The 17,115-nt window shown below is 48.4% G+C and carries 22 protein-coding genes and 3 pseudogenes; 2 read left to right on the top strand and 23 right to left on the bottom strand.

Annotated features, from left to right (window positions below):
• The 3 genes from DWY84_RS14115 to DWY84_RS14105 all read right to left on the bottom strand — a co-directional run.
• Positions 1–286: DUF3847 domain-containing protein (locus tag DWY84_RS14115; RefSeq protein ID WP_117486012.1), on the bottom strand; the 286-nt coding region annotated here is incomplete at its 3' end.
• Positions 279–620: a DeoR family transcriptional regulator gene (locus DWY84_RS14110; protein ID WP_003020305.1), complete on the bottom strand. Its 342-nt coding sequence runs from the start codon at positions 618–620 to the stop codon at positions 279–281. The genes DWY84_RS14110 and DWY84_RS14115, both read right to left, overlap by 8 nt.
• On the bottom strand, positions 617–805 hold the full coding sequence (locus DWY84_RS14105) for a hypothetical protein (protein WP_118533992.1): 189 nt from the start codon (positions 803–805) through the stop codon (positions 617–619). The genes DWY84_RS14110 and DWY84_RS14105 overlap by 4 nt, the downstream gene beginning before the upstream one ends.
• A gap of 483 nt (positions 806–1,288) precedes the next feature.
• On the opposite strand from DWY84_RS14105, the gene DWY84_RS14095 reads away from it, so the two are divergent.
• Positions 1,289–2,095: a helix-turn-helix domain-containing protein gene (locus DWY84_RS14095; RefSeq protein ID WP_009296084.1), complete on the top strand. Its 807-nt coding sequence runs from the start codon at positions 1,289–1,291 to the stop codon at positions 2,093–2,095.
• Between the two features lie 239 nt (positions 2,096–2,334).
• Here the strand turns inward: DWY84_RS14095 and DWY84_RS14090 are convergent, their stop codons facing one another.
• From DWY84_RS14090 to mobC, 13 genes and pseudogenes are all read right to left on the bottom strand, one after another.
• A complete protein-coding gene (locus DWY84_RS14090; protein WP_118533990.1) occupies positions 2,335–3,573 on the bottom strand; it encodes an IS256 family transposase in 1,239 nt (412 codons plus the stop codon).
• 87 nt (positions 3,574–3,660) lie between these two features.
• Positions 3,661–4,623, bottom strand: coding sequence for a DUF3658 domain-containing protein (locus DWY84_RS14085; RefSeq protein ID WP_014078537.1), 963 nt, complete (start codon positions 4,621–4,623; stop codon positions 3,661–3,663).
• Between the two features lie 16 nt (positions 4,624–4,639).
• Entirely contained in the window at positions 4,640–5,029 is a 390-nt protein-coding gene (locus DWY84_RS14080) for a TnpV protein (protein ID WP_118533989.1), read from the bottom strand.
• Entirely contained in the window at positions 4,989–5,261 is a 273-nt protein-coding gene (locus tag DWY84_RS14075; protein WP_002593556.1) for a helix-turn-helix domain-containing protein, read from the bottom strand. The genes DWY84_RS14080 and DWY84_RS14075 overlap by 41 nt, the downstream gene beginning before the upstream one ends.
• A 160-nt stretch (positions 5,262–5,421) precedes the next feature.
• Positions 5,422–5,574, bottom strand: a pseudogene (locus DWY84_RS14070) (Maff2 family protein); the annotation flags it as partial.
• A gap of 183 nt (positions 5,575–5,757) precedes the next feature.
• Positions 5,758–5,853: pseudogene (locus DWY84_RS17830) on the bottom strand (Maff2 family protein); the annotation flags it as partial.
• An 86-nt stretch (positions 5,854–5,939) separates the two neighbouring features.
• Positions 5,940–7,553: a recombinase family protein gene (locus DWY84_RS14060; protein WP_009255332.1), complete on the bottom strand. Its 1,614-nt coding sequence runs from the start codon at positions 7,551–7,553 to the stop codon at positions 5,940–5,942.
• Positions 7,554–7,663: 110 nt separating this feature from the next.
• Entirely contained in the window at positions 7,664–7,858 is a 195-nt protein-coding gene (locus tag DWY84_RS14055) for a transposon-encoded TnpW family protein (protein WP_009255333.1), read from the bottom strand.
• Positions 7,859–7,871: 13 nt separating this feature from the next.
• On the bottom strand, positions 7,872–8,714 hold the full coding sequence (locus tag DWY84_RS14050) for an ATP-binding protein (protein WP_009255334.1): 843 nt from the start codon (positions 8,712–8,714) through the stop codon (positions 7,872–7,874).
• Positions 8,711–9,457 carry a phage replisome organizer N-terminal domain-containing protein gene (locus tag DWY84_RS14045; protein WP_009255335.1) on the bottom strand — a complete coding sequence of 249 codons (747 nt, stop codon included), beginning with the start codon at positions 9,455–9,457 and terminating at the stop codon, positions 8,711–8,713. The genes DWY84_RS14050 and DWY84_RS14045 overlap by 4 nt, the downstream gene beginning before the upstream one ends.
• Positions 9,447–9,653 (bottom strand): hypothetical protein, encoded by a 207-nt coding sequence (locus DWY84_RS14040; protein ID WP_009255336.1) that lies wholly within the window; start codon positions 9,651–9,653, stop codon positions 9,447–9,449. The genes DWY84_RS14045 and DWY84_RS14040 overlap by 11 nt, the downstream gene beginning before the upstream one ends.
• Positions 9,654–9,841: 188 nt before the next feature.
• The gene (locus tag DWY84_RS14035; protein ID WP_118533988.1) at positions 9,842–11,464 is read right to left on the bottom strand and encodes a relaxase/mobilization nuclease domain-containing protein; all 1,623 of its coding nucleotides are present in this window, start codon (positions 11,462–11,464) and stop codon (positions 9,842–9,844) included.
• Positions 11,436–11,831, bottom strand: a complete 396-nt coding sequence (mobC, locus tag DWY84_RS14030; RefSeq protein ID WP_009255338.1) for a plasmid mobilization relaxosome protein MobC — start codon at positions 11,829–11,831, stop codon at positions 11,436–11,438. Before mobC ends, DWY84_RS14035 begins: the two co-directional genes overlap by 29 nt.
• A 76-nt stretch (positions 11,832–11,907) precedes the next feature.
• Between mobC and DWY84_RS17825 the strand changes: the two genes are divergently transcribed.
• Positions 11,908–12,342, top strand: a complete 435-nt coding sequence (locus DWY84_RS17825; protein WP_243024869.1) for a hypothetical protein — start codon at positions 11,908–11,910, stop codon at positions 12,340–12,342.
• Between the two features lie 74 nt (positions 12,343–12,416).
• On the opposite strand, the gene DWY84_RS14020 is transcribed toward DWY84_RS17825, so the two are convergent.
• The 7 genes and pseudogenes from DWY84_RS14020 to DWY84_RS13990 all read right to left on the bottom strand — a co-directional run bounded on the left by DWY84_RS14020 (position 12,417) and on the right by DWY84_RS13990 (position 17,112).
• Positions 12,417–12,617, bottom strand: coding sequence for a helix-turn-helix domain-containing protein (locus tag DWY84_RS14020; RefSeq protein ID WP_117471330.1), 201 nt, complete (start codon positions 12,615–12,617; stop codon positions 12,417–12,419).
• The gene (locus tag DWY84_RS14015) at positions 12,610–13,053 is read right to left on the bottom strand and encodes a sigma-70 family RNA polymerase sigma factor (RefSeq protein ID WP_117471331.1); all 444 of its coding nucleotides are present in this window, start codon (positions 13,051–13,053) and stop codon (positions 12,610–12,612) included. The genes DWY84_RS14020 and DWY84_RS14015 overlap by 8 nt, the downstream gene beginning before the upstream one ends.
• 166 nt (positions 13,054–13,219) lie before the next feature.
• Positions 13,220–13,828, bottom strand: a complete 609-nt coding sequence (locus DWY84_RS14010) for a zf-HC2 domain-containing protein (protein WP_117471332.1) — start codon at positions 13,826–13,828, stop codon at positions 13,220–13,222.
• Between the two features lie 2 nt (positions 13,829–13,830).
• The gene (locus DWY84_RS14005) at positions 13,831–14,319 is read right to left on the bottom strand and encodes a sigma-70 family RNA polymerase sigma factor (protein ID WP_318264753.1); all 489 of its coding nucleotides are present in this window, start codon (positions 14,317–14,319) and stop codon (positions 13,831–13,833) included.
• 234 nt (positions 14,320–14,553) lie between these two features.
• Positions 14,554–14,682 (bottom strand): annotated as a pseudogene (locus DWY84_RS14000) (Maff2 family protein); the annotation flags it as partial.
• 193 nt (positions 14,683–14,875) lie between these two features.
• A complete protein-coding gene (locus tag DWY84_RS13995) occupies positions 14,876–16,633 on the bottom strand; it encodes a VirD4-like conjugal transfer protein, CD1115 family (protein ID WP_118533987.1) in 1,758 nt (585 codons plus the stop codon).
• The gene (locus tag DWY84_RS13990) at positions 16,630–17,112 is read right to left on the bottom strand and encodes a PcfB family protein (protein WP_118533986.1); all 483 of its coding nucleotides are present in this window, start codon (positions 17,110–17,112) and stop codon (positions 16,630–16,632) included. The genes DWY84_RS13995 and DWY84_RS13990 overlap by 4 nt, the downstream gene beginning before the upstream one ends.
• Positions 17,113–17,115: the final 3 nt, after the last annotated feature.

Below are 17,115 nucleotides of genomic sequence, written 5' to 3'. Positions count from 1 at the left end.
CCGGCTTCTCCCGTTCCAGCAGTTTTTTCAATAGTTCCTGCGTGTCCTGCCTGTGAAAAATGAGTTTCAACAACAGCATGACATCATCATCTGTCAGGCGTTCCGGCTCTTGCAGAAAACTTTCCAGCATACCGCCACGAGTACAGAGCCGGTGCGTCCGTTCCTTTCGGGTAAGCTGCTTTAACTGGTGCTGCAATGCCTTTTCATCATTGATGGCTTTCCGCAGTTTCTTTTCGCTTTTCTCCAACTCCCGATTGAGTTTTTCCAGCTTTGAGGTATCAGGCAAGGGCAGCGTCCTCCTTTCCCGGTATCAGCACATAAATCCTGTTCGGCTCTCCAACGCCCTGACGCACCCGCATGATAAGTCCGGCGGTTTCCAGTTCATTCAAAGAACGCTTGACCGTCATGGGGCTGCGGGACAAGACTGCGGCAATGGCTGTGACAGGGAAGCAGACAAACAGGATTCCGTTTTCGTCCTCCTGTCCTTTGGAGAGCATAGCGTCCAGCATCCGGCAGTACATGACCTTTGCGGTGCTGCTGACTGGAAACCCTGTCAACGCTCTGGGGAATGGCATACAGGGTGGCAAGGGTGTGTCTATCGTCATAAATTCAAAATTCATTCGGTGTATTCCTCCTTTTTCTTTGCTCGTTTGGATAAATAACGGGGGCAGTCAATCACAACCGCCCGGAAGCTCTGCTTGCACCCATGCTGGCATTTCCGGCACAATTCGTTGTAAGTGACACGCCCCCGGTCATTGAGGTAAAAGGAAAGCTCAAGCTTCCTCTTTTTGCTCATTCTCGGCATATTGCGCTTCCTCCCGTTTTCGTGTATGGTTTCGGGGCGATTTTCGGCAAAATTGCGGTCATAGAGCCGCTTAAAATCTCCCGAAGTATCAGCGATAGGGTAGACTATCCCCCTATCACATTGTCGTGTTTCGGTATCATTTCGGTGTCAGTTCGCCAGTTCTCCCCGGTGTCGTTCCTCCCCTGAATCTCACAGCGGCGTATCGCTCCCTTTGGTACGCTCGTTTTGGTCAGGGTTCCTCCATATCCCTGCCAAAAGTCATGGCGCTACATCGCCAGGGAAGCATATCCCACACAGGCTGGTCATTCGATTGGAATAATCCATCGATGAACTACCTGTATCATAGAACATTTTTGTGCCCTGTGCCGTATGTCCACAAAGTAGGAATTAGGGGTAAAAATCAGAAATTTCCACGATTGCGGAAAGTGTGATATAATCCAGATAAGCGGCAGCAATGAAACCATTGGAAAGGAGCGTGCGCCCATGAAAGGAGCAACAAGCATACAGGAACGCCTTTGGGAACTCCGCAAGGACAAAGGCTTAAATCTGGAAGAACTATCAAAGCTGACAGGCATTTCCAAATCAGCTCTTGGAAGTTATGAAAAAGAGGATTTTAAGGAAATCAATCATGGCAACCTTATCACGCTGGCAGACTTCTATGGGGTCTCTGTTGATTATCTACTGTGCCGGACAGAGAACAGGGAGCAGATCAACACACCATTGACGGAGCTGCATTTGAATGATGAGATGGTGGCACTGCTGAAAAGCGGTCGGATTAACAACCGTCTGCTCTGTGAGCTTGCTACACATAAAGATTTCATCAAGTTTCTTGCAGACATTGAGATTTATGTGGACGGGATTGCTACCATGCAGATTCAAAACCTCAATGCACTTGTCGATACCGTCCGGCATGAAATCATTGAACGGTATCGCCCAGGCGAAGATGACCCGCATTTGAAAGTGCTGCAAGCCGCCCATATCAGTGATGATGAGTATTTCAGTCACATGGTTCTGGATGACCTCAACCTGATTATCCGGGATATTCGGGAAGCCCACAAAAAGGACAGTGAGAGTGCGCCCCAGACCACCGTTGCCGATGAATTGAAAGAAAATCTCGAAGCAGTCGAAAATTTCAAGGGCAGCCGGGATGAAAAGCTGGTTGTCCTTTACTGCAAGCAGCTCGGTATCAACTATAAAAATCTGTCAGACGAAGAATTTCGCTGGCTGATTCGGATTCTCAAAAAATCAAAGAAAATGGGAACGCCTATCAGCCAGAGGAAAAAACGGTAAAAAAAACCGCTGTTGCATGGTTGGGGTGCCTTCCATGTAGCAGCGGTTCTTGCGGGTCAATCCCAAATTTTGTGTAAACGCTAAATTGTGGTGCAAAATAGAGCAAAAATATTTTAAGGCGGGAGCGGCGCAAGCTGCTGCCGCCTTTTCTACAAAAATAACAGCGCTTCGAGGGGATGTCAAGGGCAGAGGTGTCAGCCTCCGTTCATCTCGACTCTTGACATTCCGGTTGCAGCCGGTCAGTCCGGCATGCGGTCGGCAAAGAACACCGCTAACTGTGCGTGAATTACGCTCCAGTCCTGCCGCCTTCCGGTCCACTTCTTCGTAATATCCATCATGGCCAGATACAGCATCTTCAGCAGACTGTCATCCGTAGGGAATACCGATTTTGCCTTGGTCACTTTCCGAAGCTGCCGGTTAAAGCCCTCAATTGCGTTGGTCGTATAGATCAGGCGGCGCACCTCCTGGGGATATTTGAAATAGGTACTCAGGTTGGGCCAATTCTCCCGCCAGGACGGAGCGATCTTCGGGTATTTTTTGTCCCAGCGTTCAGAAAAGGTGTCCAGAGCGTCCAGCGCAGCAGCCTCATCGACTGCGGCGTAGACTGCCTTCAAATCTGCCATGAGTGCCTTTATGTCCTTGTAGGATACATATTTGCTGGAATTTCGGAGCTGATGGATAATACAGTTCTGGATTTCCGTTTTAGGAAATACGGCTTCAATGGCAGTGGAAAACCCGGTCAAATTATCTGTGCAGGCGATAAAAATGTCCTCAATTCCGCGGTTTTTCAGGCTGTTGAGTACCGTTGCCCAGTATTTGGCGCTTTCATTTTCACCGACCCACATGCCCAGAACATCTTTCCTGCCGTCTAGATCAATACCGATGGCGATATAGACTGCCTTCTTCACGATCTGCCCTTCGCTGCGGACATGGTAGTGGATGGCATCCATGAAAACCACCGCGTAGACGCTCTCCAACGGCCGCTGCTGCCATTCTTTTGCGATAGGGAGAATCTTGTCCGTGATGCGGCTTACGGTCGTGTCAGATACCTCTACGCCGTAGATCTCCTGAATATGGGTCTCTATATCCGACGTGGTCATGCCCTTGGCGTACATGGACAGGATCTTCTCCTCAATGTCCTGACTGATGCTGGTCTGGTTTTTCTTCAGCACCTGAGGCTCAAATTCCCCCTTACGATCCCGGGGCACGGATATCTCCACATCACCGAAGCTGGTGCGCAGCGTTTTGCTGCTGTGCCCGTTCCGGCTGTTGTCCGTGTCCTTATTTTTATAGTCGTACCTGCTGTAGCCCAGTTCGTCGTCCAGCTCAGCATCAAGGCCGTTTTCCATGAACTCGGCAATCGTCTCTTTGAACAGGCTCTGGATGTCGTCCATGCTGCCGATGTTCGCCATCCGCAACAGCTCTCTGATCTTTTCCCTGCGGGCATTTTCTTCCGGTGTGCGTTTCTTTCTTGCCATAATAAAACCTCCACTGTGGTGCTTCTATTATACACCACCTTGGAGGTTTACACAAAATATGGGATGGTCTCGTTCTTGCTGTGGTTATTATTTCATTCGTTTTCTTAATATCCGGCGATAATTTGTTTCTCCCTTTGGTGCGTCCTGTATAATTTCCAACACACCATCTTCAAGCATTTTATCAATGCGATTAGAAATCCATACATCACTAATTCCAAGTTGATATTTTCCTAAAACATTACCTATAACAATAGCCATTTTGAATTGCTCTGGCTGTTCCGCAATTTCACGAAGAATGAAACTATCATATATATCTTCTGAAACACTTTGCAATTTACCATTTAGCATTGCACGCAAAGGTGCATTTTCATTTTGAAGTTGATTCCATTTCATAGCACAAGCTGAAAGAAATACAGGCTTAGCTTTTTCTTGTAGAGTTATATATTTTCCCCATTCGCCAGGAGAAACCTCACCCCATGCTATTTTGGATGTCATAGTATTTTCTTTTCCATATTCCCAGGCAGGTAACTTAACCAAATAAATTGTTGTCTGACAGTTTAATGGTCGAAGTTGTTTCATAAGCCAGTACATACCGCAAAGTTCATCCGGATTATAGCTATACCAAATACGAACTTCTTCCCCAGCTACATATCGTTCAATAACCGAAGACAATGTAGTTTTAATTTTCTGTATTTTTTCTTCAACCTGATAGTCTAAATCCTCTACAAACCAGACAGACAGCATTTTCTTGAGAACATTTTTCCGCTGTTCGCCAATTCCATTATCAGAAATATCTCCCACACTAAGAGCCATATCAAAACAATAAACATCACTGCTCTTGCCTCCCAATGGAATAGCATTCTCCCAAGCAATATGTTCTTGTTCCTGTGCTTGAATTTGTGCTTCTTTCATTTCATCTGAAGATGGAACACTCCCATCTTCGTGCCTCATAAAGACCGAAACTGCACTTCCTCTATACTTTCCCTTACCGTAAGTTTGGGCAATTTTCAAACTTCCACAGGCACTTTCACCAAATACAATTTCAATCATCTTATATACCTCCGATTTAATTACTCCCGTATGAATAAATTATATCATGCAAAACAATTTCTTCTGCCCGGTTGTGAATGTTATTACAACGCTGCACCCATTCCATTTGTTGAGTTCGCTTCAATTCCTCTGTCACGCCCTCGGTGGCTTTCATCTGCTCCATGATAGTGTCTAACCGTTCCTGTGCCTGTTCGTTCAGGTCTGCAAGATATGTCCACAATTCTCCGGTCAGTATCAATGTATTCAATCTGGCTGGGTGGACTTCCCTTAAATATTCCCGGTGCATCCGTCCGTACTTTCCGATAGGGCGGTGTTCCTCCGGCAGTTTCAAGTCCGGGATGTAGTAACCTCCGACAAGGATATAATCAATTCCGTTTTCCGTTATTCTTGGTTTCAATTCTCTCATGTTCCTTACCTCCTGTGGAAGCAGGCTCGTCTGGTACTAACTCAATCACATCGGTAATCTCACAATTCAGCGTTTCGCAGATACGGGCTAATGTATCCATGCTGATGTGCTTTCCCTCTTTGCTCATGTTGGCAATCATATTCGTTGTCATACCAGCGGCAAGCCTTAAATCCTCTTTCCTCATATCACGCTCTAACAGTGTGTGCCAGAGTGGTTTATAGCTGATGTGCATATTGTTTTCCTGCCTTTCTATCCATACCACCGGGGCGGCTGCCCCGGCAGGAACTTTTCTCTTATTATAGCACCAATCTTGTGAAATCACAATTTATTCTTGTATCCTGCCGCTGATACCGTCTGGATTGGTTTTCCTTTCTTTTTTGTTCCCTTTAATTAGCCATGAACTGTTTCATACCCTGAGACTTGGCACCAGGGTTGTCGTTGCCGTAGCCTTCCAGCAGGTTGATTGCTCCCCAGATGCCGAGACCGGCACCCAGTGCGATAACGAGGGTCTGAAGAACGGTTACTGCGCTGTTGAAAAATGCCATAAATGTGTACCTCCTTGTACAATGCGCCCTTACGGGATGATGAATAGTGAATGTCCCCCTGCATGTGCACCTACAAAAGGGCAAAAAAATAGCCAGGTCTCCAATTCCAATCAGAAACCTGGCTATGTAAAAGGGCGGCTCACCGCCGCCCTCATCAGAATTCCAACCTCGTATGCTTTCTGTTTAACCAAAAAGTCCAGAAAGCAGCGGCACCAGAGTCGTGCCGATCAGTGCCACGCCGCCGCCAGCCATCAGCTGTTTCATACCCTGAGACTTTGCTTATGTGTGATAAAGAAGTAATAGAAGTGTAAAAAATTTTGCCGTTCCTATCCGGCACTTGCGCAGGGTGTCGGATAGGTCGGGCTTTATTCTTCGGGCAAGTCAATCTTGCCTACAAAGCTGTAATAAATATCAATGCGCTGGCGGCGTACTTCGTTCTCGTCATACTCACATTCATAAACAACGATTTTCTCCACCATTTCACGCAAAAGAGTGTGTGTCAGTTCTTCGATAGAAAGGTACTTGCGGACAACGCTCATAAACTTTTCAGCGTTTACCGTAGCTTCCTGTGCCTTGTCCAGCTCGCCCTGCAAAGCGGCGGCTCTGTCTTTCAGTTCCCGCTGCTCGGCTTCGTAGTCTGCGGACATTTCCATGAAACGCTCATCACTGATTTTCCCGTTTACATTGTCCTCATACAGACGCTTGATGTAGCGGGAAAGTTCTGCAATGCGGCTCTGCACCTGTTCAAGCTGCTTGGCTGCCGCCGCCAGCTTCCGCTTGCCGCCCATTTCATTCTGCTGGATAAGCAGCTTCACGAACCGGGCTTCGTGCTTCTGTGCATAGGCGGTCACTTTCCGCAGATTGTCCAGCACACCCGCCGTCAAAAGGTCGGTGCGAATGAAGTGCGCCGTACAGTCGGCGGTGCGCTTCTTATAGCTGCCGCAGATGTAGCAATCCTGCTTTCTCTTGTCGGTCTGATACCGCTGCTGGTACATCACATGACCGCAGTCGGCGCAGAACAGCAAGCCGGAGAACAAGCCCACATCATCGTAGCGGTTGGGGCGTTTGCGCTGCTTGCGTAACTCCTGCACCCGTTCCCATGTCTGCAAGTCGATGATTGGCTCATGGTGGTTCTCGAAAATCGCCTGTTTCTCAATGGGATTGTCTATGCTGTGCTTCATCTTGTAGGACGGTTTTTCCGTCTTGAAGTTCACAAGACAGCCTGTGTACTCCCGGTTTTCCAGAAGATGAACAACAGTATTGGTCGCCCACTTACATTCATAGCCGGGGTGGTAGCGGCGTGTGCTGCCTGTGCGCTGGTATTCCAGCGTCCCCGGCGTGGGGATTTGCTGCTCGGTCAGCATACGGGCTATCTTGGTAGGCCCGTTTCCGGCAAGGCAAAGCTGGTAAATCTGCTTGACTACCGGGGCGGCTTCCTCGTCAATGATGAAATTCTCGTCATCGTCCATGAGGTAGCCGTACACGGGCTTGCTGGTAACAGGCTTTCCGCTTAGACCTTTTGCTTTCTTAACTGCCTTGATTTTTTTGCTCGTATCTCTCACCATCCATTCGTTGAAAAGATTACGCAGCGGGGTAAAATCGTTGTCGCCCATTGCGCTGTCCACTCCGTCATTGATAGCGATAAAGCGGACGCCTTTCTGTGGGAAAAGCATTTCTGTGTACATTCCCACTTGGAGATAATTTCGCCCTAAACGTGACATATCCTTGACTATGACTGTGCCGACTTTTCCGGCTTCAATGTCTGCAAGCATGGCTTGAAACCCGGGTCTTTGGAAGTTCGCACCACTATAACCATCGTCCGTGTACCAGCAGAGATTGGTAAAGCCGTTCTGCTTGGCGTAGGTTTCTAAAATGCGCTTTTGGTTGGATATAGAGTTGCTCTCCCCCTGCAATTCATCTTCATGGGATAATCTCGGATAAAGGGCGGTAATAAGGTTTTGGGTTGTCTGTCTTAACATGGTTTCCTCCGTTTCTGACAGCCAGCCCCACTATTCCGTACTTCGATTGTACCACATGGCGGGGCGGCGTGTATAGCGGCAAAATGTGAAAAATGCTTCTTTACCGCCCGTCATATTGCCGATTTTTGTGTAGCAGCTTCCGCTTCCAGCACCTTAGCCATTTTGTCGGCTGCGGTTTCCGTGGCACTCTGCTTGAAAAAGCCGGACACCACAAGAACAGAGTTCCCTATGCGGATTTCCGTCACGCAGTCGGCGGGTGCGGTGCTTTTCATGCTGTGTTTGATATGCTCTTTTTTATCGGTCATAGGCAAACTCCTTTCAATCGTTCATCAGCTTTTTCAGCCGTTCCATTTTCTCCTGTGCCTTTTCCCTGCGGAAATTCACGCCGGAGCAGCAGACAGGGGTACACATCTCTGTTACCCGGTCATAAATCCGCTTGTGGGCTGTGTCCGGGGGATTGTTCAGCTCGTCAAGGCTTAGATTGGTCGTGACGATCAGCGGCTTTTCGCTTCGGTAACGACTGTCAATCACATTGTAGACCTGCTCTAAGCCGTACTCTGTTCCACGCTCCATTCCAAAATCATCAAGAATAAGCAGCGGATAGCGGCAGAGCTTGGAAATATATTCGTTCCTGCCCTCAAAGGTGGCGGCAAGGTCATTGAGGACAGCGGCGAAGTTCGTCATTTTTACGGAGATTTCCTGCTCCATGAGGGCGTTTGCAATGCACCCGGCAAGGTAGCTTTTGCCTGTGCCGACGCTGCCCCAGAGCAGATAGCCGATGTTCCCGGCTTTCATGTCCTCCCAATGCTCCACATAGAAACGGGCGGTTTTCATCTGCGGGTTTCTGCCGTTGTCATTGGCAAAAGTCCATTCCCGCATAGCCGGGTCGGTAAAGCCCAGGCGTTTCAGTTCTTCTACCTTGTCCCGGTGCTTTCTCTGCTGTTCGGCGGCTTCACGCTCCATGCGCTGCGCCCGCTGGCAGTCACACTCTGCCGGGTGTCGGTCACGCCCGAACAGGGCAACCTTATCAGCCGGAAAATAGGCTTCTTTCGGTGTCCGGCACTTGCCGCAGTAGAGTAGACCGTCCTCACCTGTGTAGTCCTCCGGCTCGGCGGTGGCTGCTGGTATCTGTAAACTCATATCTTCAAAAGCTGGTTTCATAGACTTTCTCCCTCCTTGTAGCTGTAATCGGGTATGCCCTTTTTCGGGGCAGCTTTAGCGGTATCGTCAGCCGCCCATCTGCGGATAGTGGCGGCATGGTTCTTGTATTTCCTCCCGGTAGAAGCGATATAGCCGGATAGCCGGTCAATGTAATACTCCCATTTGTCGGGCAGTTCTGCTTTCAGTTCAGAAAGCTCTGTATCTGTCAAAATCACATTTTTATATCTGCCGTAAGCTGCGGGGGCGGCTCGTCCCGGTTTTAACTCTCTCTCTTTTTCTATCTCTATATCTATCTCTTTCTTTATCTCTATCTCTGGTGGACAAATGTCCGCTTTTGCTTCGGACACTTGTCCACTAAGCCGTTTTTGCTCTGAAATCTTCATTCTTGCCCTGCGCTTACGCTCCCCCTCGGTAGAGGACTGACCGATGAAAAGCTCGATATTGCTCATATACAAAGCCCCGTTGTCCAGCGGTTCAACAAGCCCCAGTTTCATAAAGATTTGCAAAGCCCTCTCGACTGTGCCGACCTGCTGGCGGGTAATGGTGGCTATCATTTGGGCGGTGTAGGGGATATTTTCGTCAAGCTGCAAAGTGCCGCCGTATTTCAGCGATTTTAAGTACAGCTTCAAGAGGATATTGGAATACAGCATACCGTCCTGCATACTTTCCAGCAGCACGATAGCGTCATCGTCAAAATAGCTTTCTTTCAGTTTGAGGTAATAATATTTGCGGTTATCTGACATAATCTTGGTTCTCCTTATCTGTGGGGCGGGCTTTCCATCTCTTTGAATAATACCGGGGGCAGAGTACCACGATAGCCCTAAAACTCTGCTTGCAGTCATGGGTACAGCCCCGGCAAAGGGCATTGAAAGTAATGCGGTTTCGCTCATTGAGGAAGAACGCCCATTCCAGCCGCCGCTTCTTGCTCATTCTCGGCATGAAAAAACGCTCCTTTCTTCGGTTTGGTCGGGTATGAGGGGACAGGGGCAAAATCTGTATGTTCCCGGTGCCATTTTCGGGAAAAATCTGCCCTGTAAGCCCCGTTGGAAAGGTCAGGGGTATTGCGGATAGGGTATGGCATACCCCCCTGCCTTTTGTATGGTTTCGGTATCATTTCGGGGCGGTTTTTAACGCTCCTGTTCATGCTTTTTCTGTCGGCTCGGTGTGCCGTGTAGTATCTGCTCTGCGTTCCGTTTGGCGGTGGCAAGCTGCTCATACTCGGCTTTTGCGGTGCGGTAGGTGTTGTAAGCTGCGTTTTTCTCGGAAATGAGGGCTTCAATCTCCGTATTCAGCTTGGAAGTGGCGGGCAGCTTCTTTCCCGGTGCAAGCACCTTTAGCTGGCGCAGGGCAGCTTCATAGATGATAAATTCCGCTTCGTGGGACTGGCGGTAGTTCTCCGCTTTTCTGCCGGACAGCTTTTTATGAGCGTCAATGGTGGGGCGGGTGCGGCGGTAATCGTTGACAACCTTTCGCAGACTTTTCTTGTCGGAAATGCTCTGCTCAATGCCCCGCAGACTTTCCCTTGCTTCGGAAAGAGCTTTCCGGCTGCTCTCCACGGCTGCGTCCAGCTTGTCAAGGTCAAGCAGTTCGTTCTCCATGAGGAAGTTGTGGGTAGCCGCCATCTGTTTGAGGTTGTGCAGGGAAGCCCAACGGTCATAGCCCACGCCCTTGCCCTCAGCTCGCTTGGCTTCCCGGTCAACCATGCGCTGCAAGGTGTTGTCTGCCGGGGCGGTTTTTGCGGTTTTTTCCTCTCGCAAGCGTTCCTTTTGGGTGTGGGGGTATTCGGGTATGGCTGTGGTCTGTTCGGCGGCTCTGTGGGCGTTCTGCGTGAGCAGGGCAAGGACAGCAGCCTTGTCAAAATCGTCCCCCAGCTTCCGGGCTGTGATAGGCTTTGTCCTGTCCGGCGTGAGGTAGGAAAGCCGCCCCCGGCTCTCCTTGACAGTTACGCCCTCCCGCAAAAGCAGGGAAGCAAACTCGTCAAAGCTGCCAGCTTGGGAAAGTGCCTGCCGTATCGTCCGGCGCAGCTTCGCCTTGTCCGTTTCAAACTTGGTGGGCTTGGTCGGCTGTCCGGTGGCTTCTCTGGCGGCGTTCTCTTTATCAAGGGCAAGCTGCCCTTTCTTCTGCGCCCAGTATTCACGCTCGGTCACTCGGTTCTTGCTGCCATGCAAAAGGTCAATCTGATACAGATTTTCCCGGTGGCACATCTCCATGACTTCGGACTTGAAATATTCCATAGCTGCGTCTGTGCAGCGGTGCTTGCAGCCGTCCTTCGTGTCCGCTGGTCTGTCCATGTAGGGCAGAAGCGAGACGGCTTCAATCCGCAAGCTGTTTATGACGATATGCACATGAATGTTGCCAGAGTGATTGTGCCCGTCCGGGTGGGTGCAGACAATGGCTTGGTGTCCGGGGAAATGCTCGTTGCAAAATTCCTCGCCCAGCGACTGCGCCTTATCAACGGTCAGACCGTTGTCCGTTCCGTCCCGTGGGTCAAAGCTGATGATATAGTGGTGGGATTTCACATCTTCCCGTTTTTGGTTCTTGCCATAGCGGAGATTGGAGCGCAGACAGGCAACAGCAAAATCTTCTTCGCCGCAGTTCAGCGTGGCAAGGCGGTAGCCCTCACGGGGAACAAGCCGCCCGTTTTCATCAAGGGTGGGTTTCATGGTAAACTCGTCATGCTCAAAAGTGAGGTAGGCTTCCGCTGCTCCGTAGTCGGCATTTTTAGAGCTGATATGTTTGAATGTTGCCAACAGCTTCACCCACTTTCTGCAAGACTTCAAACTTCAAGGCTGCAAGGTCGGAAATGGCGGCTCGGACTTCGCCGGACAGGGCGTTATACGGTACGCCGTATTCGTTCAGATACCGGGCAATCTGATTGAGGTTGCCGCCGATCCTGCCGTATTCGGCGGTCAGCTTCCCGACAGCGGCAAGCAATTCATCATTGACCGGGGAAACGGTAACAATGGGGCGTATGGTTGCCCGTGTAATGGCTTGCCGGATAAATTCGGACTGGCTCATACCATAAGGGGCAAGCCGGGCGGTAAAGTCGGCGTATTCTTCATCGGTCAGCCGGGTCTTGACTACCCTGCTGCGGTGGGGCATGTTATATCGTTTCATAGGTGGTTGACCTCCTTTCTGTGCGTGGTGTCCTCTCACTAATAGGAGAAAAACGGGGTGTGAAGCGGAACTGTTTTTGAAAAATCCGAAAAAATATTTTGAGGGATTTTTAAGCGGCGCAAGCCGCATAAGCAGGGTTTGGGGAAGGCACTCCCCAACAAGATTCCCGCAGGGGCAAAATGAGCGAAAAGCGAATTTTGGTACTGCGGTAGAATCTTGCTCTAAGAAACTGCCGGACTGCCGTTCACTTGCTACTGTCACTTTTTCGGGAAATCTATACCAGCTTTTTTATAAAAGGCTGCGGGCTGGCATTCTCCCCCTTACTCCCTACAACACCGCAAATAGCAAAAATGACGGACTTTCCGGCAAGAACTTTTCCGGCGGCTCGGTCTTTCCCGACAATAAGGCGTTTCGGAAATGGTGTCTTGCCCGCTGTTTGATAGAAAACGGGAAATTTCCTTGTTCACATACCAGTACCGACACTTTCCCGATTTGCCAAAAATGGGCGTAAAAAAAGCAGCAAATCTTTTTCGGATTTACTGCTTTGTGTGCCGCTGCGGGGCGGCGGGATATTCAGTTTTTATGTTATCGGTCAAGCCGGAACTTGAACAGGCTTTCAATCAGCTTTATTCTGATGTAGTCCTCCATATCAGAGTTATAATAGCCGTTCATCTTGGAGAAGTAGCGGATATATCCGGCGTAGCGGTCAAGGACAGCCTGTATCGCTATGGGGTCGCCCTCATGTGCCTTTATTATCGTGTCATAGGTGAGAAGTCGGTTACTCATGGGACAGCACCTCCATTTCCTCTTTCAGCCGCTTCAAGGCAAGCTGAATATGCCGCCCGATTGTGCTGCGTGTCCAGCCGCTTTGTTCTCCGATTTCTTTCTGCGTCAAGTGCTGGAAGTAATATAAAAAGATTTCCTCCTGCGTCTGTTCCGGCAGCCGGGCAAGAGCAGCCGCAAGGGAGCAGCTATCTAAAAATATCGTCTGCCCCCGGACAGAAAACAGATAAGTTTCGCCATAGTCCGGCACTTGAAAATACTCGTCTATGGTGCTTAGTGGGACAAACTTTTCTTCAATCAAGTATTCAAGGGAGATTTCCCGTTTCCACCTCGCTGCCAGCATACGGGCAGCGTCAAAGGATGCATGGCGAATAACAATCCGGCAATAGGTATCATGGGTATAGCGGATATGTTCTTGATAGGCTTCCTGTTCAGTCATGGAAAATCCCCCTTTCTTCGATTATGGGAAAGGGCGGCAGCACTTTTTTGCTGTCGCCCCTTGATTACCCACCAGCAAGGACAGTCGAGGCTGTCAACGGTGGGCGAAGCCCATTCACTTGCCGTTGACTGGCTCGGCTGGGTTTGCTATTTACAGGTGATTGTCTTTACTCTGCATTAGATATTCGTAATGTATCATTTCCTAATTCAACAACCAATTCCATGTATTTAGCTTTGGTATTTGTAGGACTCCCCCAGCTTATAAGATTATTCTTTTGTGAAAAATTGTTATGATATTGCAAGTTGTATAGAGTGATTTTCTGTCCACATATTTCATTTTTATCATTAACAATATCTTCTGTTTTTGAATCAAAGAATAGTGATTTTCCTGCTTCAGTTTCTAAAATAATATAATTATATCCACTTTCAGTTTTTGTGGAAAGTGAAATGTTGTCCCGGGTAACAGGATGACCAATACCTGTATATAGCAATACTGCACTAAGTAATCCCGCAAATGCCAAACACACAACAGCAACAGTTTTTACAATTTTTTTTGCTATCTTCTTTTTTACTGCTGTTATCACTTTTGCGTCACTTTCTCTTTTTGAGGGTTCTGTCTCGCTAATTTCTTTGCCCGATTTCATGGCTTTAAGTTCAGCAGCACAATCAGGACAATTTTCGATGTGCTTTTTTACAAATTCTGCTGTATCTTCGCTCACCATATTTTCAAAATACAACGGCAACATATCACGAATGATGCTACACTCTTTTTTCATTACTAAATTTCCTCCAATCTGCTTTGTATCATTTTTCTTGCCCGATGGTAGGTAACACAAGCCCAGTTATCAGTTTTTCCGTATAAGTCACCTATTTCATTAAATGATAATTCCCCAAAGACACGCCACATGAAAACTTCCTTATATGGTTCAGATATACTATGTAAGATTTTCCGTAATTGCGCTGCTTCTTCCTGAGTATTAACCTGCTCATCAATAAAATCATTCGGGTTAGCAATATTCTGAAATTTTGCTTCGTCAATGCTTTCTATTTTTCCATTCTTTTTCAGATATGAGAAATAGGTATTCTTTGCAATTTGACAAAGCCATACACGCATATCACATTCGCCACGAAAATTATTTATGGATTTCATTGCTTTAAAAAATGTTTCGCCTGTAATTTCCTCGGCTATGTGTTCATTACCGGAAAGCTGCCATATATAGCGATATACCGCTTTGAAATAGGTATTGTAAATTTGCTCGAACTCCACTATGCTACCACCTCCTTTCACAAATAAGACTTTGCAGACGAAGAAATCTTACAAAGATTTTCAACTTTTTTATTATAACAGACAGCGGCGACATGACGATTATTTCGCCAGTTCGCCGCTGTTCAAATTCTAATTATAGTATAGCATAGGCTTATGAACATTTCTACCATGTTCCTCTTGCTTCGGAATAGCAGTGATTGCTGTCTGTTTGCTTTTGCTTCTTTACCGCATATGAGCATTGGCACCGGGGTTGTCGTTGCCGTAACCCTCCAGCAGGTTGATGGCTCCCCAGATGCCGAGACCGGCACCCAGTGCGATGACGAGAGTCTGAAGAACAGTTACTGCGCTGTTGAAAAATGCCATAAATGTTTACCTCCTTGTACGCTGCGCCCTTATGGGCGAATGAATAGTGGTTTCCATCTGCATGTGCACCTGCAAATGGGCAAACATATAGCCAGGTCTCCAATCCCAATCAGAAACCTGGCTATGTAAAGAGGCGGCAGCTCGCCGCCCCTTCTTATTCTGCACCCATGACATCTTCGTCACTGAAATAAACTTACTTGGCATGATCTGCGTCAACCACTTCGTACTTATCACCGGGTTTGAGCTTCAGCCGATGGTCAAGAAACGCCTCGATGCTGAATGTGTTTTTCTTATCAGCACCGGCAGTGAGCTTGTAGTTTGGATGCTGGGTCAGATCGTATTTATCTGACTTGAACGGCCTGACACCGCGCAGCTGCAAAATACACTTTCCGCCATCCAACACAGCCAGTTCATCCACCGAAGCCAGGTCATGCCCAACCTTTTGGTAATTGGTGCCGTAGGATGGACTGTTTCCTCTGGTATCAGATGTGTTGTACAGATCAATCGTTTCTTTCCCCAGTGCCTGATTCAGCTCTTTTAGCGTAGTCGGCTCCGAACCGCCAAGGAAAATACGAGAATCCATATTGCCGATGATGGTATCGGCATTGTCCTTGTAGATTGCCTTCAACTGGCTCTGCGCCTGAAGTACCAGACATGCCGAGATTTCTCTTGATCGGATGGTGGCTACCAGCTTTTCCAGATTCGGAATCTGACCAATGTTCGCACACTCATCAATCAGGCAGCGCACATGCACCGGCAATCTGCCGCCGTAGACATCATCCGCTTTCTCGCACAGCAGGTTAAACAGCTGTGTATAGATCATCGAAATCAGGAAATTAAAAGTCGGGTCTGTATCGCTCATAATGAGGAACAGAGCCGTTTTCTTATCTCCCACCGTATCCAGCGACAGCTCATCGTACATGGTGATATCACGGACTTCCTCAATATCGAAGGGAGCCAGACGTGCGCCGCAGCTCACCAGAATCGACTTTAAGGTCTTGCCCGCCGCCAGCTTGAACTTGGCATATTGGCGGACAGCAAAGTGATTTGGCTTCTTCTTTTTCAGAGCTTCAAACATCTGATCCACTGGATTCTGAAAGGTTTCATCATCCTCGCGCACTTCCATCGCATTCAGGAATTCAATCAGCGTTGCAAAGTTTTGCTCTTCCAGCGGTGCCTCATAGTGGATATAACCGATCAAGGCACAATACAGCAGGGTCTCCGCCTTCGTCCAGAATTCGTCACCGGCCTTGCCGTCTCCTTTGGTGTTGGCAATGAGGGTTGTGGTCAGCTTCAAAATATCCTTTTCGCTGTGAATATACGAGAAGGGATTGTAATGCATCGACTTTCTAAAATTGATGGTGTTGAAAATCCGGATGCTGTATCCGTTCTTCAAAAGAGCTTGCCCGCAGTCGATTACGATATCGCCTTTCGGGTCAGTGACCACATAGGAACTATGGCACTGCAAAAGATTGGGTTTAAGCCAAAATCTCGTCTTGCCGCTGCCGGAGCCGCCCACCACCAGCACGTTTTTGTTTCTCGCATTTGCCGGATTCTTCGGGCGATTGCCCATCATCAGCCGCTCCGTCCGGGTCAGAATCACATTGTTTGCAAACACTGGATCTTCAAACGGTTCGATGTCTTTCTGCGTACCCCACCGGGCAGAGCCATACTCCATGCCATGGCGATATTTCTTGGCATTTTTTCCTTTCAGATACACAGCAAGCCGTAGACCCACTCCGCAGCACACACCAATCAGCAAATCCATCGGATGCAGACTTGGCATCGGATTGGAAAAAGCCAAGCCCAAAGCAGAAAGAAAGCCGAGGAGCTTTTCAGACATGTCTGAGCCCTCGGCAATTCTCCATGCTTCTCCCAGATTGGTACATACAAGACCAGCAATGAAGTATGGCAGGTTCCGGATCAGCAGCTTTTTTGTCTTATTACTCATAGATCACGCTCCTGACTTTTGTGGCGAACCTTATCCGGAAGAATTGCAGCAACCAGCTCTTTGAGCTTGTTAAGCTGCTCCAGAACACTCGGTTTTTCCTTTGCTTTCAGCTTGCGGTTGGTGAATTCCTCGAAAGCAGAAGTCAGTGCATCCGCATCTTTCGCCTTAAAGAACACCGTGTACTTGGGTGGCATCACATTTTGGTCTTTCGTAATGGCATAATCCACACCATATTTCCGCGCCACCTGTTCAAAGCCTTTCAAATCCGTTTTCTCAATGGGGATACTGCTGACTCCCTGATTCTGACCGATCAGTTCTTTGATGCTCTGCTTTCCAACCGGCAGCTGCGATGTTTTCTGAGCCACCTTCGCCTGATGGTGCCGTTTCCACGCATTATAGCCATTCACAATGGTGCGAAAGGTCAGTTTCGTGGTGCTGATTGCCAGATTGACGGTACGATTTTCAACTTCTTCCTGCATGAA

It is taken from the genome of Clostridium sp. AF27-2AA, assembly GCF_003478505.1.
GTDB lineage: Bacteria > Bacillota > Clostridia > Lachnospirales > Lachnospiraceae > Brotaphodocola.
This window is presented reverse-complemented; position numbering and strand designations above follow the sequence as displayed.

Excerpts from the sequence above, each read along its gene's own strand:
- DWY84_RS14080 (WP_118533989.1), bottom strand. The coding sequence starts at position 5,029 with ATGAGAGAATTGAAACCAAGAATAACGGAAAACGGAATTGATTATATC.
- mobC (WP_009255338.1), bottom strand. The coding sequence starts at position 11,831 with ATGAAACGATATAACATGCCCCACCGCAGCAGGGTAGTCAAGACCCGG.
- DWY84_RS14110 (WP_003020305.1), bottom strand. The coding sequence starts at position 620 with ATGAATTTTGAATTTATGACGATAGACACACCCTTGCCACCCTGTATG.
- DWY84_RS14020 (WP_117471330.1), bottom strand. The coding sequence starts at position 12,617 with ATGAGTAACCGACTTCTCACCTATGACACGATAATAAAGGCACATGAG.
- DWY84_RS14010 (WP_117471332.1), bottom strand. The coding sequence starts at position 13,828 with ATGAAAAAAGAGTGTAGCATCATTCGTGATATGTTGCCGTTGTATTTT.
- DWY84_RS14060 (WP_009255332.1), bottom strand. The coding sequence starts at position 7,553 with ATGTTAAGACAGACAACCCAAAACCTTATTACCGCCCTTTATCCGAGA.
- DWY84_RS13995 (WP_118533987.1), bottom strand. The coding sequence starts at position 16,633 with ATGAGTAATAAGACAAAAAAGCTGCTGATCCGGAACCTGCCATACTTC.
- DWY84_RS14105 (WP_118533992.1), bottom strand. The coding sequence starts at position 805 with ATGCCGAGAATGAGCAAAAAGAGGAAGCTTGAGCTTTCCTTTTACCTC.
- DWY84_RS14090 (WP_118533990.1), bottom strand. The coding sequence starts at position 3,573 with ATGGCAAGAAAGAAACGCACACCGGAAGAAAATGCCCGCAGGGAAAAG.
- DWY84_RS14050 (WP_009255334.1), bottom strand. The coding sequence starts at position 8,714 with ATGAAACCAGCTTTTGAAGATATGAGTTTACAGATACCAGCAGCCACC.
- DWY84_RS14095 (WP_009296084.1), top strand. The coding sequence starts at position 1,289 with ATGAAAGGAGCAACAAGCATACAGGAACGCCTTTGGGAACTCCGCAAG.
- DWY84_RS14045 (WP_009255335.1), bottom strand. The coding sequence starts at position 9,457 with ATGTCAGATAACCGCAAATATTATTACCTCAAACTGAAAGAAAGCTAT.
- DWY84_RS14040 (WP_009255336.1), bottom strand. The coding sequence starts at position 9,653 with ATGCCGAGAATGAGCAAGAAGCGGCGGCTGGAATGGGCGTTCTTCCTC.
- DWY84_RS14075 (WP_002593556.1), bottom strand. The coding sequence starts at position 5,261 with ATGCACATCAGCTATAAACCACTCTGGCACACACTGTTAGAGCGTGAT.
- DWY84_RS14085 (WP_014078537.1), bottom strand. The coding sequence starts at position 4,623 with ATGATTGAAATTGTATTTGGTGAAAGTGCCTGTGGAAGTTTGAAAATT.
- DWY84_RS13990 (WP_118533986.1), bottom strand. The coding sequence starts at position 17,112 with ATGCAGGAAGAAGTTGAAAATCGTACCGTCAATCTGGCAATCAGCACC.
- DWY84_RS14015 (WP_117471331.1), bottom strand. The coding sequence starts at position 13,053 with ATGACTGAACAGGAAGCCTATCAAGAACATATCCGCTATACCCATGAT.
- DWY84_RS14055 (WP_009255333.1), bottom strand. The coding sequence starts at position 7,858 with ATGACCGATAAAAAAGAGCATATCAAACACAGCATGAAAAGCACCGCA.